This is a genomic window from Formosa sp. Hel3_A1_48 (assembly GCF_001735715.1).
Classification (GTDB): domain Bacteria; phylum Bacteroidota; class Bacteroidia; order Flavobacteriales; family Flavobacteriaceae; genus UBA3537.
This window is the reverse complement of the sequence record NZ_CP017259.1, coordinates 359,278-375,589: the sequence shown is the minus strand read 5'-3', so window position 1 is coordinate 375,589 and position 16,312 is coordinate 359,278. Positions and strand designations below refer to the sequence as shown.

Sequence of the window (16,312 nt, the reverse complement as noted above, 5' to 3'; positions counted from 1 at the left end):
AACATATATTATGACAAGAGAAGAAAAATCAAAAGTAATAAAGGAATTAACTGCCGAATTAGCTGAAAGTTCAAATTTTTATTTGACCGATATTTCAGGACTAAACGCAGGTACTACCTCAGCATTACGCCGTGCATGTTTCAAAGCAAATGTGCGTCTGGCTGTAGTTAAGAATACCTTGCTTGAGAAAGCAATGGAAGCTTCAGATAAAGATTTTGGAGATTTACCAACAACACTTAAAGGTAATACTTCAGTAATGTATTCTGAGACTGGAAACGCTCCCGCAAAAGTAATTAAAGCCTTCCGTAAAAAATCTGAAAAGCCCTTTTTGAAAGGTGCTTACATAGAGGAAGCTGTTTACATAGGGGACGATCAACTGGACATGTTAGTCGACATCAAATCTAAAGAAGAATTAATTGGAGAAATCATAGGATTACTTCAGTCGCCAGCCAAAAATGTGGTCTCGGCTCTTCAATCGAGTGGTGGAAAACTTTCAGGGATCATTAAAACTTTATCTCAAAAAGAGGGATAAACCTAAACGCGTACGCACTTATACAATTATAAATTATTATTAAACACATTATTAAAACGATAGAAAAATGGCAGATTTAAAAGATTTCGCAGAACAATTAGTAAACTTAACAGTAAAAGAAGTAAACGAGCTTGCTACAATTTTAAAAGACGAGTATGGTATTGAGCCTGCTGCTGCTGCAGTTGCAGTTGCTGCTGGTGGTGGTGCTGGAGGTGGTGAAGCCGCCGAAGAGCAAACTGAATTTGATGTTATACTTAAAGCAGCTGGTGGTTCTAAACTTGCAGTTGTAAAACTAGTTAAAGAGCTTACAGGACTTGGCTTGAAAGAAGCTAAAGGTCTTGTAGATGAAGCACCTAGTGCAATCAAAGAAGGTGTCTCTAAAGATGAAGCTGAAGGGCTTAAAAATTCTTTAGAAGAGGCTGGAGCTGAGGTTGAGCTGAAGTAAGTTTTAGCTTTCCAAACTTAACGGTTTAGGTCACAGGACAAGACGTTCTGAGACCTAAACCCTTTTGTGTATAAAGACATATGCACCAATAAATTTTTATTTTTTAATCAATAATTCGTCCGTCGATGCTAGCAAAAAAAGCTGAAAGATTAAATTTCTCGTCTATAGTCAATAGAACAGAATATCCAGATTTCTTAGATATTCAGATAAAATCCTTCCAGGATTTTTTCCAGTTAGAAACAAAATCAGATGAAAGAGCCGATGAAGGTTTATTTAATACCTTCATGGAAAACTTTCCAATAACAGATACCCGTAATCAATTTGTTTTAGAGTTTTTAGACTACTTTGTTGACCCACCTCGATACTCTATTGAAGAATGTATTGAAAGAGGTCTAACTTATTCTGTGCCACTAAAAGCACGTTTGAAACTCTATTGTACAGATCCAGAACACGAGGATTTTGAAACCATTGTACAAGATGTGTATTTAGGAACAATTCCGTACATGACGCCAAGCGGTACTTTTTGTATCAATGGTGCTGAACGTGTAGTGGTATCTCAGTTGCATCGCTCGCCTGGTGTATTCTTCGGACAATCATTCCATGCGAATGGTACTAAGTTGTACTCCGCACGTGTGATTCCTTTCAAAGGTTCATGGATTGAATTTGCGACAGATATCAACAGTGTAATGTATGCGTACATCGATCGTAAGAAAAAATTACCGGTAACCACTCTTTTTAGAGCCATCGGATTCGAGCGCGATAAAGACATTTTAGAAATTTTTGATCTTGCCGAGGAAGTCAAAGTCTCCAAATCTGGTTTGAAAAAAGTCATTGGAAGAAAGCTAGCGGCTCGTGTTCTTAACACATGGCATGAAGATTTCGTAGATGAAGATACAGGAGAAGTTGTGTCTATTGAAAGAAATGAAATTGTACTTGATAGAGATACAATTATTGATAAAGATAATTCAGTCGAAATTCTTGAGTCTGGAACTAAAACTATTTTACTACACAAAGAAACATCACAACAAGGTGACTACGCGATCATTCACAATACACTGCAGAAAGACCCGACAAACTCCGAAAAGGAAGCTGTCGAGCACATCTACCGCCAGTTGCGTAATGCTGAGCCGCCAGATGAAGAGACTGCAAGAGGTATTATCGATAAGCTATTCTTTAGCGACCAGCGGTATAACTTAGGTGAGGTAGGTCGTTACAGAATGAACAAAAAACTTGGCCTTGACATAGGAATGGACAAACAAGTCTTGACCAAAGAAGATATCATTACCATTATCAAATATTTGATAGAATTGATTAATTCTAAAGCAGAAATTGATGATATAGATCACCTTTCCAATCGTCGTGTTCGAACAGTAGGAGAGCAATTATCTTCACAATTTGGTGTAGGATTAGCACGTATGGCCCGTACCATTCGCGAACGCATGAATGTCCGCGACAACGAAGTCTTTACTCCAATAGACCTGATCAATGCGAAGACATTATCTTCAGTAATCAATTCATTTTTTGGAACCAATCAGTTATCTCAGTTTATGGACCAAACAAATCCATTAGCGGAAATCACCCACAAGCGTCGTCTATCGGCTCTTGGACCTGGGGGACTTTCTCGAGAACGTGCAGGTTTTGAGGTGCGAGATGTACACTACACTCACTACGGAAGACTTTGTCCGATTGAAACTCCTGAAGGACCAAATATTGGACTAATTTCTTCACTTTCTGTTTACGCTAAAGTAAATTCTATGGGCTTTATTGAAACGCCTTACAGAAAAGTTGAAAACGCAGTTGTTGATATCAAAGGCGAACCCATTTACCTCAGCGCTGAAGAAGAGGAAGAAAAACTCATTGCTCAGGCAAGTATCCCTGTTGATAAAAATGGTAAAATAACTCTAGATAAAGTTATTGCTCGTCAAGAAGGAGATTTTCCTGTTATTGATCCAGTACAAGTGCATTATACAGATGTAGCGCCTAATCAAATTTCATCTATATCGGCATCTCTTATTCCATTCTTGGAGCATGATGATGCCAACCGTGCCCTGATGGGGTCAAACATGATGCGTCAAGCGGTACCACTTTTGCGTCCAGAAGCACCTATTGTAGGAACTGGATTAGAGCGTCAAGTTGCGTCAGACTCTAGAGTTTTGGTCAATGCTGAAGCTGATGGTGTGGTAGAATATGTAGACGCTGATAAAATTATTATCAAATACAATAGATCAGAAAATGAAAATCTTGTAAGTTTTGACTCTGATACTTACACTTACCCTTTAACTAAATTCCGCAAAACAAACCAGGGGACTTCAGTGAATCTTAAAGCTATAGTTGAAAAAGGCGATAAGGTATCTAAGGGACAAGTACTTTGTGAGGGATATGCTACTCAAAATGGTGAGCTTGCCCTTGGGCGTAACATGAAGGTTGCCTTCATGCCATGGAAAGGTTATAACTTTGAGGATGCTATTGTGATTTCAGAGAAAGTAGTTCGTGATGATATTTTCACATCTATCCACATCGATGAATACTCATTGGAAGTAAGAGACACTAAATTAGGAAATGAGGAATTAACAAATGATATTCCAAATGTTTCTGAGGAAGCTACAAAAGATCTCGATGAAAATGGAATGATTCGCATTGGTGCTGAAATCAAACCAGGTGATATTCTTATTGGTAAAATTACACCAAAAGGTGAATCAGACCCAACACCAGAAGAGAAGCTTTTAAGAGCAATCTTCGGAGACAAAGCTGGAGATGTTAAAGATGCCTCTCTCAAGGCATCCCCTTCTTTACATGGAGTTGTGATCGAGAAAAAATTATTCTCAAGAGCAGTTAAAGACAAGCGCAAACGTGCTCAAGACAAAGAAGATATCTCAAAACTTGAAGATGCTTACGATATTAAATTTGAAGATTTAAAATCTGTGTTGGTGCAAAAACTTTTCTCCATTGTCGGAGGAAAAACAGCACAAGGAATTTTCAATGACTTGGGTGAAGAGGTTTTCCCTAAAGGAAAAAAATTCACGCTCAAAATGCTTAATGCAGTTGACGATTATGCCCACCTCATTGCAGGAAAGTGGACTACAGATGCTGAGTTAAATAAACTTGTAAAAGACTTAATTCACAATTACAAGATTAAAGAAAATGATCTTCAAGGATCACTTCGAAGAGAAAAATTCACTATTTCTGTTGGGGATGAATTACCAGCAGGAATCATCAAACTGGCAAAAGTGTATATCGCTAAAAAGCGTAAGCTTAAAGTAGGTGATAAGATGGCTGGACGTCACGGAAACAAAGGTATTGTAGCGCGTATTGTACGTCATGAAGATATGCCTTTCTTAGAGGATGGAACGCCTGTAGATATTGTTCTGAATCCACTAGGTGTACCATCGCGAATGAACATTGGTCAAATTTATGAGACTGTTCTTGGATGGGCTGGTAAAAACCTTGGTCGAACTTTTGCAACACCAATTTTTGATGGAGCGACATTGGATCAGATTAACGAATTTACAGACGAGGCTGGTATTCCAAGATTTGGACACACCTATCTTTACGACGGTGGTACAGGCGATCGCTTCGATCAACCTGCGACTGTTGGTGTGATTTATATGCTCAAGTTAGGACATATGGTCGACGACAAGATGCACGCCCGTTCAATCGGTCCTTACTCACTCATTACACAACAACCTCTTGGTGGTAAAGCACAATTTGGAGGTCAACGTTTTGGAGAAATGGAAGTTTGGGCACTTGAAGCCTATGGTGCGTCAAGTACACTTCGAGAAATCCTAACTGTAAAATCTGACGACGTTGTTGGACGCGCCAAAACTTACGAAGCAATCGTAAAAGGCGAACCAATGCCAGAACCCGGATTACCAGAATCGTTCAACGTATTGATGCACGAACTGAAAGGATTAGGATTAGACATCAGATTAGAGGAATAAAATCATTATCATATACCATAAAAATGGCAAGAAAACAAGATAATACAGTACAAAAGAAGTTTAACAAAATTTCCATTGGTCTAGCTTCACCAGAATCAATTTTAGCTGATTCTAGAGGTGAAGTTTTAAAGCCAGAAACCATCAACTATAGAACACACAAACCAGAACGAGACGGTCTTTTTTGTGAGCGAATCTTTGGCCCAGTTAAAGATTACGAATGTGCTTGTGGAAAGTACAAACGTATTCGTTACAAAGGAATTATTTGTGACCGTTGTGGTGTGGAAGTCACAGAGAAAAAAGTACGTCGTGAGCGTGTGGGGCATATCAATTTGGTGGTTCCTGTAGCGCACATTTGGTATTTTCGTTCTCTTCCAAACAAGATTGGATATCTTCTTGGGTTACCATCCAAGAAGCTTGATATGATTATTTACTACGAACGTTACGTTGTTATTCAACCTGGAACCGCAGTAAATGAAGAGAGTGAACCAGTTAAGAAAATGGACTTTCTTACGGAAGAGGAGTACCTCAATATCGCCGAGGCCCTTCCACAAGAAAACCAATATTTAGAGGATTCAGACCCAAACAAATTCATCGCCAAGATGGGTGCAGAATGTTTGATTGAGCTTTTATCACGCATAAATTTAGAGGAACTTTCTTTTGAACTGCGTCACAAAGCCAACACTGAAACTTCAAAACAACGTAAAACAGAAGCTTTAAAGCGTCTACAAGTTGTAGAAGCATTGAAAGATGGTAATCAAAATCGTGAGAACAAGCCAGAATGGATGATCATGAAAGCGATACCTGTCATTCCACCAGAATTACGTCCTTTAGTACCTCTAGATGGTGGTCGTTTTGCAACTTCAGATTTGAACGATTTATACCGACGTGTAATCATCAGAAACAACCGTTTGAAGCGTTTGGTTGAGATCAAAGCTCCAGAAGTTATCCTTAGAAACGAAAAGCGTATGTTACAGGAATCTGTTGATTCCCTTTTTGACAATACTCGTAAATCTTCTGCTGTAAAAACAGATTCTAACCGACCTTTGAAATCACTTTCGGATTCTTTAAAAGGTAAGCAAGGTCGTTTCCGTCAAAACTTACTTGGAAAACGTGTAGATTACTCAGCGCGTTCTGTAATTGTTGTAGGACCAGAACTTAAATTATTTGAATGTGGACTGCCTAAAAATATGGCAGCGGAATTATACAAACCTTTCATTATTAGAAAACTTATTGAAAGAGGAATTGTTAAAACCGTAAAATCTGCTAAGAAAATTATAGATAAAAAAGAGCCAGTGGTTTGGGATATCTTGGAAAACGTCTTGAAAGGACATCCAGTACTCCTAAATCGTGCGCCTACATTACACCGCTTGGGAATACAAGCCTTTCAGCCAAAACTGATTGAAGGTAAAGCTATTCAGTTGCACCCTCTTGTGTGTACAGCATTTAATGCAGATTTTGATGGTGATCAAATGGCAGTTCACTTGCCACTTGGTCCAGAGGCTATCTTGGAAGCTCAGCTTTTGATGCTAGCATCTCATAATATTCTGAATCCTGCCAATGGTTCTCCGGTTACTGTACCTTCTCAAGATATGGTTCTTGGATTGTACTATATGACTAAGTTGCGTAAATCAACAAAAGAGGTAAAGATCACAGGTGAGGGATTAACCTTTTATTCTCCTGAAGAAGTGATTATTGCGTACAACGAAAAACGCGTTGATTTGAACGCTCAAATCCGTGTCCGAACTGTAGATTTTAATGCTGAAGGTGAGCTTGCAACACAAATTATTGAAACTACTGTAGGACGTGTACTTTTTAATGAAAAAGTCCCTGCAGCTGCAGGTTACATCAACGATGTATTGACAAAAAAATCACTACGTGATATAATTCATGGTATTTTGAAAGCAACATCTGTTCCCGAAACAGCTGCTTTCTTGGACGAAATCAAATCTTTGGGCTACAATTTCGCCTTCAAAGGAGGATTGTCTTTCAGCTTAGGAGATATCATTATCCCACAAGAAAAATATGCGATGATCGACTCAGCTAACAAACAGGTTGATGGTATCATGGCTAACTATAACATGGGATTGATTACAAATAACGAACGCTACAATCAGGTGATTGACATTTGGACATCTACCAATGCGGAGCTGACAGAACTTTCTATGAAGCGTATCCGAGAAGACCAACAAGGATTCAATTCTGTGTATATGATGCTTGATTCTGGTGCTCGTGGATCCAAAGAACAAATTCGACAATTGACCGGTATGCGTGGATTGATGGCTAAGCCTAAAAAATCCAATGCAGGAGGTGGGGAGATTATTGAAAACCCAATTCTTTCAAACTTTAAGGAAGGGCTATCGATTTTGGAATACTTTATATCAACTCACGGCGCTCGTAAAGGTCTTGCCGATACCGCACTAAAAACTGCCGATGCCGGATACCTTACGCGTCGACTAGTGGATGTTTCTCAAGATGTAATCGTTAATACTGACGATTGTGGAACACTACGAGGTATCACAGTTGAGCCGCTCAAGAAAAATGAGGAAGTAGTAGAAAAATTAGAAGAACGAATTGTGGGACGTACATCTTTAAATGATGTTTATGACCCACTTACTGAAGAACTTCTTGTTGCTGCTGGAGATCATATTAATGAAGCTGTGGCTAAGAAAATTGAAGCCTCACCAATTGAATCTATTGAAGTGCGTTCTGCTTTGACTTGTGAAGCTAAAACAGGGATTTGTGCAAAATGTTACGGACGTAACCTTGCCACTGGTAAGATGGTTCAAAAAGGTGAAGCTGTTGGAGTTGTTGCTGCTCAATCTATTGGGGAGCCTGGAACGCAGCTTACACTTCGTACATTCCACGTAGGTGGTATTGCAGGTAACATTTCTGAAGAAAATAATCTTGCTGTCAAATTTGACGGTGTAGCAGAAATCGAAGATTTGAAAACTGTAAAAGGTAAAGACAACGATGGGAATGACGTTGATATCGTAATTTCTAGAACCTCTGAGATTAAATTAGTGGATAAGAAAACAGGTATTGTACTCAGTACAAATAATATACCTTATGGTTCTACTATTTTTGTTAAAAATGGTCAGAGTCTCAAAAAAGGAACTGTTGTGTGCCAGTGGGATCCTTACAATGGTGTGATCATTTCTGAATTCTCTGGAAAAGTACGTTTCGAAAATATCGAACAAGGCGTAACTTATCAAGTTGAAATTGATGAGCAAACTGGATTCCAAGAAAAAGTAATTTCAGAATCTAGAAATAAAAAGCTTATTCCTACTCTTCACATTGAAGACAGTAAAGGTAGTGTGATACGTTCTTACAACCTTCCTGTAGGCGCGCATTTGATGGTAGAGGACAAAGATAAAATCAACATTGGAAAAATTTTGGTTAAAATACCGCGTAAATCATCAAAAGCAGGTGATATTACTGGTGGTCTTCCTCGTGTAACTGAGCTTTTTGAAGCACGTAATCCTTCGAATCCAGCAGTTGTTTCTGAAATTGATGGTGTAGTTTCTTTTGGAAAAATAAAAAGAGGTAACCGCGAAATTATAATTGAATCAAAAACTGGAGATATCAAGAAATACTTAGTGAAACTTTCTAACCAAATTTTGGTTCAAGAGAATGACTTCGTTAAAGCTGGTATGCCACTTTCTGACGGTTCTGTTACACCAAACGATATCCTAAACATCAAAGGGCCATCGGCTGTACAACAATACTTGGTTAATGAAGTTCAAGAAGTTTACCGCTTGCAAGGGGTGAAAATCAATGATAAACATTTTGAAGTCGTTGTACGCCAAATGATGCGTAAAGTGCGTATTGAAGATTCTGGAGATACAATTTTCTTAGAAAATCAATTGGTTCATAAATCCGATTTCATTGATGAAAACGATGATATTTTTGGAAAGAAAGTCATTGAGGATGCAGGAGATTCTGCAGCACTTAAGGCGGGTCAAATTGTTACTGCGCGCGAACTCAGAGACGAAAATTCCATCCTGAAACGTGAAGACAAGGCATTAGTGGCCGCTCGTGATGCACGCCCAGCAACGGCAACGCCAATTCTGCAAGGAATAACACGTGCTTCGCTTCAGACTAAGTCATTCATTTCTGCTGCATCTTTCCAGGAAACAACGAAAGTCCTCAACGAGGCTGCAGTCAACGGAAAGGTAGATACACTAGAAGGACTCAAAGAAAATGTAATTGTTGGTCATAGAATTCCAGCAGGTACAGGTCTTAGAGCTTACGACAATATGATTGTTGGATCTAGTGAAGAATTGGAGAGCTTAATGAAAGCAAAACAAGAACAGCAGGAGTTTAATATCTAAGCCATGAGCGAGACAAAGAAAAATCAGAAAGGTCAAATAAATATAGAATTGGATGCATCGGTTGCAGAAGGAACCTATTCCAATTTAGCAATCATTAACCATTCTGTGTCTGAATTTGTTGTTGATTTTGTCAACATCATGCCTGGGATTCCTAAAAGCAAAGTGAAGTCGAGAATTATTCTCACTCCACAACATGCCAAGCGTCTCTCTAAAGCTCTACACGACAATGTAAAACGTTTTGAGCAGGCTCACGGTGAGATTAAAGACTACGAACAACCACCGGTTCCACTAAATTTTGGGCCAACCGGTCAAGCATAACTAAAAAATCCCACTATACTGTGGGATTTTTTATACGGTTTTGTTGTGTCATCCAATCATGTGTCTTGAGGTTAGATTTATAATGATAATATCGTTATAGATAAATTCTCCATGCTTAACACATGGTTTTTATGATTACTTTATGTAAAGTTGGAATTATTTAAAAATACTATCCATAATAGTTCTAATCCCTTTGAAACCTAAATAAATTGCCGATGCGCATACAGCAATCCCAGCTATTACCAAAGGGATATAAAGTGGTTTTTCAGGATTTGATAATCCTGCGTGTAACAAAAATGGACCCAAAAAGAGTAGAAGTACTGTGCCGCCCATGGTCTTAAGGCCTCGAACTAATAATGGTCTGTTGGTGCGTTTATTATCCATATTTATGTGCATTTATAGCTGCTCGCACATTTTGGTGTGTTTCTAAAAGTTTTTTTGCTTCAGCTTTTGAAATATTTAATTCGTTTATTAGCATTCTGATACCTCGATCTACAAGTTTGTGGTTACTTAATTGCATATCCACCATTTTATTGTCTTTAATTCGCCCTAATTGAATCATAGCTGAGGTTGTAATCATATTTAGAATGAGTTTTTGAGCTGTACCGGCTTTCATGCGAGAGCTGCCTGTAACAACTTCAGGGCCAACCACTACTTCAATTGGAAAATCGGAAACTGCTGCGAGTGGACTACCGACATTACAGCTTATACATGCTGTAGGAATATGTTGTTTTTGGCATTTTTTAAGAGCACCAATCACATAGGGCGTGGTACCTGATGCGGCGATACCTACAACAATATCAATGGAATTAATATTATAGAATTCAAGGTCTTTCCAGCCTTGTTGATTGTCATCTTCAGCAAATTCAACGGCTTTCCGTATGGCTGAATCACCACCAGCAATAAGTCCTATTACAAGATCATGGCGTACGCCAAAAGTTGGTGGGCATTCGGAGGCATCCAAAATACCTAGTCGTCCACTAGTGCCTGCTCCAATATAAAACAGACGTCCTCCTTGATGGAGTTGCTCAGTTACTTTTTTCACAAGTCTTTCGATTTGTGGTAATACCTTGGCAACAGCCTTAGGTACAGATTGGTCTTCGTTATTTATTGTCTCAAGGAGTTCACGGATAGTCTTTTGCTCTAAGTTATTGTAATGTGAATCCTGTTCTGTAGTTTTTGTGAAGTCCATAATCAAAAATAGTCTTTTTAGTCGAACTTTTTCAAAGTTTTACTCCAACAGAATACTAGATGTGTAAGCTTCTCCAATACTGAAGTAACCCATAGGGTAGTGATTCGTATTTGTAACGTTATATATATTTCCGCGAACGGTGCTGGGTGTTGTTTTGAACGGATCACCACCCTCTTCTGTTTGTTCAATCACAGCTGTCATAAAGTTAAAGTAGGCCTCATCTGCACCATAAATTGAAATTACAGCAGTATCTCCTGCTTCCAAATCATCTAGGAAATATGAGAATGTGAATTCATTACCTTGATAAAACTCATCTTTGGTAGCCAAAAAGTTATTGAATCCAAAATCAAAAATATAAAAATCGTCTCGGTTATCAACATCAGTAATTGTAACCAAAACTTCGATTTCATCTCCTGTAAATAAGGTTTCTGTACCTTGTGTTAGATTATCAATCGGGACAGCTGGAACAAGTTGCTCTGTCGAAGATTCATAAACCTCTCCGTCGTAATTAATTACTAATTTATAGTTTGTGTTTGGGTCAGGTATAAAATCTGAAGTATAGTTACCAACTTCATTAGCATCATGACTAAACGTGTAGACGACGTCGTTATCTACCTCTTTAATTTCTACTAGCGCATCATCCACCATAATAGGTGTTTGCTCATAGAATCCATTGGTTAAACTTAGTACGATACGTTGTATAGACTCTTCATTTTCTGATATTTTTATTTGGGCATCAATGACCAACCTGGCAGGGGCAGTGTCCAAGTCTAATTGTACAACTTCTTCGCAGCCAAACAATGTGTAGCCAATAAGTGTATATAAAATAAATCGTTTCATAATCTAAAATTTAAAATTATAGGTCACTGCACCAACCACCCCAAAAATAGAAAGTTTTAATGCCTCATTTTGTCCTGTGTCTATGTTTTGCCTGAAATTTAGTGATTGTGCATTTTTACGGTTGTATAGGTTGTAAATACTAAAAACCCATTCACCATTCCAACCTTTAATTTTATCTGGTTTTGGAATGTAGGTCGCCGAAACATCCATTCTGTGGTAAGCAGGGAGTCGACTTGAGTTGCGTGCTTCGTATGTCGGAATTACTAAGCCATTATATGTATATTGCCCATTAGGGTAGGTGGTTGGTTGCCCAGTTTGAAAAAGTAAATTAGTATTTAACTTCCATTTTTCATTGATAGTATAACTTCCGGTAAGTGATAAATCGTGGGTTTTGTCAAAAGGGGTATGGTACCATTTTCCGTTATTGATCCCTGGCTCAGATGCGTTCCTGCCTGCTGTTTTTTGTTCTGCCTTTGATATGGTGTATGCTAGCCAGCCTTTAAAACGTCCTTTATTTTTACGTAATAAAAATTCAAGACCATAAGCTCTGGATCGTCCATTCAATAAGACTTGTTCGATGGCTTTATTGGCAATCAAATTGGCGCCATCTATATAGTCAATCCTGTTTTTAGTTTTTTTGTAAAATGCCTCAATTTCGAAACTATAATCAGCGTAGTTCTTGAAATAGCCTATGGCTAACTGATCCAAAAGTTGTGGTTTGATGTATTTGCCACTTGGCGCCCATACATCGAGTGGATTAGGTGCAGTTGTGTTCGATAGTAAATGTAGGTATTGCGCCATCCGGTTGTAGCTTAATTTCACAGAACTGTCATCGTCAAGCAAATATGCTGCGGCAATCCTTGGTTCTATATTCAAAAAGGATTTTTCAATACTGCCGCTTGAGGTCTTGATGCTTCCATTGGGCTCTACGGATTCGTAAATCTGTAAATTTGGGTTAAATGCTACTGCAATGTCATTATCATAGGTATTTAGTTCGTCTTGCCCTAAACGTAAAAAACTACTCAACCGTGCTCCGTAACTCAAAGAAAGTTTATCATTGATCTGCTGTTTGATGTCCACATATACAGCATTTTCAAAGGCATATTTTTTAGTTAATTCTTCTTTATTTATACCCGATGTTGGTCCATTGGGTTGAATGACACCTGGGTTGAACGTGTAGTAGGTACTATGAAGTCCATATTCTAAACTATAACGATCGTTAAGGTAGTGCTTTAAATCGTATTTGATGTTCATGTTTTGAATACCTGAATTCCACTCAAAGCCTACAAAGTTTAGGTCTAATCCGTAGTAATAATCAGAGTAAATTAGTGATAAGTTTGAAAACAATTGTTCTGAAAATAAATGGTTCCAACGGAAGTTAACGACCGTGTTGCCATATGTATTTTCAAAGCTGTTAGAGACATTGAATACATCACGCCCAAAATAGCCCGATAAATAGATCTTATTATTGGGATCTAGTCTGTAGCTTAATTTAGTATTTAGGTCGTAGAAATAGGCAATATTATCAATATCAAAAAGAGGAAGGAAAAGATGTGCATAGGTAGATCGTCCACCAATCAAGAATGAGCCTCTTTCCTTTTTCAAAGGCCCTTCCAACAAAATACGACTGGCGACCAATCCTATACCTCCATTGCCATGAAATTCATTTTTATTTCCTTCTTTTTGATAAATATCAAGAACTGATGCCACTCGCCCTCCATATTTAGCAGGGATACCCCCTTTGTATAGTTTTATATTTTTAATGGCATCAGGATTGAAAACAGAGAAAAATCCAAACAAATGAGAGGAATTAAATAGAGTGGCTTCATCCAGTAAAATCAAGTTTTGATCAGTAGATCCTCCGCGTACATTAAATCCACCAGATCCTTCTCCACCATTTGAAACTCCAGGCAGTAGGGTAATCGCTTTGATGACATCTGCTTCACCGAATACTACGGGAATCTGCTTTATACTGTTTGCAGTGAGTGCGTTTACACTCATCTGTGGGCTCTTTATATTTACACGTTCCACATTAGTTTCCAATACGACTTCATCTAATTGATCTGTGGACTCAACTATACTAAAGTTTTGGCTGATATTTTGACTTAAGGTTACGACAGCTCTTTGGGTGTCAAAACCAATATAGCTTATGAGTACTTCGTAGGTTCCTGCCTCCAATGTGATGGAGTAAAAGCCATATTCATTGGTTGTTGTGCCAGTGTTAAGCGCAGGAATGATGATGTTTGCTCCGATTAGTGTTTCTTGTCCTTCCTTTTCATAGACACTGCCACTAAGAGTGTATGTATTTTGGGAAAATCCAAGTGAAAAACAAAGGAAAAATAAAAGAAAAATACGGGTTGTCATAAATAAAACTTATGACGTAAAACTAAATAAAAAAGCACCTGAATTAGGTGCTTTTAACATAACTTTGATGTTTGCTTTTTTATAAATTTAAGACAGTATTAAACGTTTCGCTAGGGCGCATTGCTTTTCCAGCCTTTTTTGTGTTGGGAAAATAGTATCCATCTATGTCAACTGCTTTGCCTTGCACAGCAATAAGCTCTTCTAATATTTTGTCTTTATTAGTACTCAATTGCTCAGCAATAGTACTGAAAGCTGTTTTGAGTTCTTGGTCTTCATCTTGGGCAGCCAAACCTTGAGCCCAAAAAAGTGCTAAGTAAAAATGACTCCCTCTATTGTCTAGTTGGTTTACTTTTCTTGAAGGAGATTTTTTTTGTAATAAAAGTTGTTCTGTAGCATCATCTAATGTGGCTCCTAGTAGTGCAGCTTTTGGGTGATTATGTACTTGACTAAAATGTTCTAGGGAAACGGCTAGAGCTAAAAATTCACCTAAAGAATCCCAGCGTAAGTGATTTTCTTCTAAAAATTGTTCAACGTGTTTTGGTGCTGACCCTCCAGCTCCAGTTTCAAATAATCCACCACCATTCATTAGGGGGACTATGGATAGCATTTTGGCACTTGTGCCTACTTCCAAAATAGGGAATAAATCAGTTAAATAATCTCTTAATACATTACCGGTTACAGAGATCGTATCTAAACCTTCTTTGAGCCGTGCCAAAGTATAATGTGTTGCCTCAATGGGTGATAAGATTTTAAATTCTAAAGTGTTTGTGTCATAATCAGTTAAGTAATTTTTTACTTTTTTTATGAGCTCTGCATCATGTGCACGTTCTTCATCTAGCCAGAAAACTGCAGGAGTTTCAGAAGCGCGAGCACGTGTGACCGCCAATTTAACCCAATCCTGAATAGGTCCGTCTTTGACTTGACACATACGCCAAATATCTCCTTTACTAACTTTGTGTGTTGTTAATATATTTCCATCTATATCAACGACCTTAACCGATCCATTGGATTCAATTTCGAAAGTTTTATCGTGCGAGCCATATTCTTCAGCCTTCTTAGCCATCAAACCAACATTGGGTACAGTTCCCATTGTTGAAGGGTCAAAAGCACCGTGTTTTTTACAAAAATCAATTGTAGCAGCATAAATACCTGCGTAGCTGCTATCTGGAATAATGGCTTTCGTATCTTGAAGTTTGCCGTTTGCATTCCACATTTTTCCTGAATTTCTGATCATAGCTGGCATGGATGCATCAATAATCACATCGCTGGGGACATGTAAATTGGTGACTCCTTTATCGGAGTTTACCATGGCTAAGTTTGGCCCATCAGTCAATGCCTTTTCGAAAGCTGCTTCGATTTCTAAACGTTGTGTATCATCAAGCTTATTTAGTTTCTGTAGAATGTTGTCGTATCCATTGTTGGGGTTAACACCAATTTTTCTAAAAACACTATTATATTTTTCAAAAACATCAGCAAAAAACAAACGAATTGCATGTCCAAAGATAATAGGATCACTAACCTTCATCATAGTGGCTTTCATGTGTAGAGAAAGTAAAACACCCGAAGATTTTGCATCCTGAATTTGTTCTTCAAGAAATATTTTTAAGGCCTCTATACTCATGACGGTTGCATCAAAAATTTCACCCTCTAAAAGCGGTATATTTTCTTTGAGTACGGTTTTATTGTTGGCATCATCTGTATGTATAATGTGTACACTAGTAGCCTTTTTAACGGTTACAGATTGTTCGTTATGTGCAAAGTCTCCAGTTTGCATGCTTGCGACATGAGTTTTGGAGTCTGATGCCCAAGCGCCCATACTGTGAGGGTTCTTCTTGGCATAGTTTTTCACAGCTTTTGGTGCTCTTCGATCAGAGTTACCTTCTCTCAGAACTGGGTTTACAGCACTTCCTTTAATTTTATCATAGCGGGATTTTATGTTTTTTTCTGAATCGTTTTTTGGTTGCTCTGGGTATTTTGGAATATTATAGCCTTTGGATTGTAATTCTTCAATGGCTTCTCGAAGTTGAGGAATAGATGCACTTATGTTAGGAAGCTTTATGACATTTGCGTCAGGGGACTTAACAATTTCCCCCAAACTGCTTAAAGCATCCTCCACTTTTTGATCCTCAGACAAACACTCTGGAAATGCAGAAAGGATGCGAGCAGCAAGTGAAATATTTTTGGTATCAATAGAAATACCATAGGGTTCTACAAACGATGAAACAATGGGCAAGAACGAGTGTGTTGCTAGCGCAGGTGCTTCGTCGGTAATCGTATATATTATTTTTGCCATTCCAGGAAATTATTTTTTGTTTTTTTTGTTTTGTGCTTGGCTTATAAAAAGCCCACAAA

Annotated in this window: 10 protein-coding genes; 5 read left to right on the top strand and 5 right to left on the bottom strand. The window is 38.2% G+C overall.

The window, feature by feature from the left end; translation table 11 throughout:
- The first annotated feature begins 10 nt into the window (after nt 1-10).
- The 5 genes from rplJ to FORMA_RS01580 all read left to right on the top strand — a co-directional run bounded on the left by rplJ (nt 11) and on the right by FORMA_RS01580 (nt 9,564).
- Nucleotides 11-532, top strand: a complete 522-nt coding sequence (gene rplJ, locus FORMA_RS01600) for a 50S ribosomal protein L10 (RefSeq protein WP_069674012.1) — start codon at nt 11-13, stop codon at nt 530-532.
- A gap of 67 nt (nt 533-599) precedes the next feature.
- A complete protein-coding gene (rplL, locus tag FORMA_RS01595) occupies nt 600-977 on the top strand; it encodes a 50S ribosomal protein L7/L12 (protein ID WP_069674011.1) in 378 nt (125 codons plus the stop codon).
- Nucleotides 978-1,102: 125 nt separating this feature from the next.
- Complete coding sequence (gene rpoB / locus FORMA_RS01590; protein ID WP_069674010.1) at nt 1,103-4,915, top strand: DNA-directed RNA polymerase subunit beta; 3,813 nt, start codon at nt 1,103-1,105, stop codon at nt 4,913-4,915.
- Between the two features lie 23 nt (nt 4,916-4,938).
- Nucleotides 4,939-9,246, top strand: a complete 4,308-nt coding sequence (rpoC, locus tag FORMA_RS01585) for a DNA-directed RNA polymerase subunit beta' (protein WP_069674009.1) — start codon at nt 4,939-4,941, stop codon at nt 9,244-9,246.
- A 3-nt stretch (nt 9,247-9,249) separates the two neighbouring features.
- The gene (locus FORMA_RS01580) at nt 9,250-9,564 is read left to right on the top strand and encodes a DUF3467 domain-containing protein (protein WP_069674008.1); all 315 of its coding nucleotides are present in this window, start codon (nt 9,250-9,252) and stop codon (nt 9,562-9,564) included.
- Between the two features lie 156 nt (nt 9,565-9,720).
- Here the strand turns inward: FORMA_RS01580 and FORMA_RS01575 are convergent, their stop codons facing one another.
- From FORMA_RS01575 to FORMA_RS01555, 5 genes are all read right to left on the bottom strand, one after another.
- Entirely contained in the window at nt 9,721-9,948 is a 228-nt protein-coding gene (locus FORMA_RS01575) for a DUF6095 family protein (protein WP_069675407.1), read from the bottom strand.
- Nucleotides 9,941-10,756: an N-acetylmuramic acid 6-phosphate etherase gene (gene murQ / locus FORMA_RS01570; RefSeq protein WP_069674007.1), complete on the bottom strand. Its 816-nt coding sequence runs from the start codon at nt 10,754-10,756 to the stop codon at nt 9,941-9,943. The genes FORMA_RS01575 and murQ overlap by 8 nt, the downstream gene beginning before the upstream one ends.
- A gap of 39 nt (nt 10,757-10,795) precedes the next feature.
- Nucleotides 10,796-11,596: a DUF4249 family protein gene (locus tag FORMA_RS01565; RefSeq protein ID WP_069674006.1), complete on the bottom strand. Its 801-nt coding sequence runs from the start codon at nt 11,594-11,596 to the stop codon at nt 10,796-10,798.
- 3 nt (nt 11,597-11,599) lie between these two features.
- Nucleotides 11,600-13,960, bottom strand: coding sequence for a TonB-dependent receptor (locus FORMA_RS01560; RefSeq protein ID WP_069674005.1), 2,361 nt, complete (start codon nt 13,958-13,960; stop codon nt 11,600-11,602).
- Between the two features lie 79 nt (nt 13,961-14,039).
- Nucleotides 14,040-16,253, bottom strand: a complete 2,214-nt coding sequence (locus FORMA_RS01555; protein WP_069674004.1) for an NADP-dependent isocitrate dehydrogenase — start codon at nt 16,251-16,253, stop codon at nt 14,040-14,042.
- Nucleotides 16,254-16,312 lie beyond the last annotated feature (59 nt).

Excerpts from the sequence above, each read along its gene's own strand:
- rplJ (WP_069674012.1), top strand. The coding sequence starts at position 11 with ATGACAAGAGAAGAAAAATCAAAAGTAATAAAGGAATTAACTGCCGAA.
- FORMA_RS01565 (WP_069674006.1), bottom strand. The coding sequence starts at position 11,596 with ATGAAACGATTTATTTTATATACACTTATTGGCTACACATTGTTTGGC.
- FORMA_RS01575 (WP_069675407.1), bottom strand. The coding sequence starts at position 9,948 with ATGGATAATAAACGCACCAACAGACCATTATTAGTTCGAGGCCTTAAG.
- rpoB (WP_069674010.1), top strand. The coding sequence starts at position 1,103 with ATGCTAGCAAAAAAAGCTGAAAGATTAAATTTCTCGTCTATAGTCAAT.
- FORMA_RS01555 (WP_069674004.1), bottom strand. The coding sequence starts at position 16,253 with ATGGCAAAAATAATATATACGATTACCGACGAAGCACCTGCGCTAGCA.
- FORMA_RS01580 (WP_069674008.1), top strand. The coding sequence starts at position 9,250 with ATGAGCGAGACAAAGAAAAATCAGAAAGGTCAAATAAATATAGAATTG.
- rpoC (WP_069674009.1), top strand. The coding sequence starts at position 4,939 with ATGGCAAGAAAACAAGATAATACAGTACAAAAGAAGTTTAACAAAATT.
- rplL (WP_069674011.1), top strand. The coding sequence starts at position 600 with ATGGCAGATTTAAAAGATTTCGCAGAACAATTAGTAAACTTAACAGTA.
- murQ (WP_069674007.1), bottom strand. The coding sequence starts at position 10,756 with ATGGACTTCACAAAAACTACAGAACAGGATTCACATTACAATAACTTA.
- FORMA_RS01560 (WP_069674005.1), bottom strand. The coding sequence starts at position 13,960 with ATGACAACCCGTATTTTTCTTTTATTTTTCCTTTGTTTTTCACTTGGA.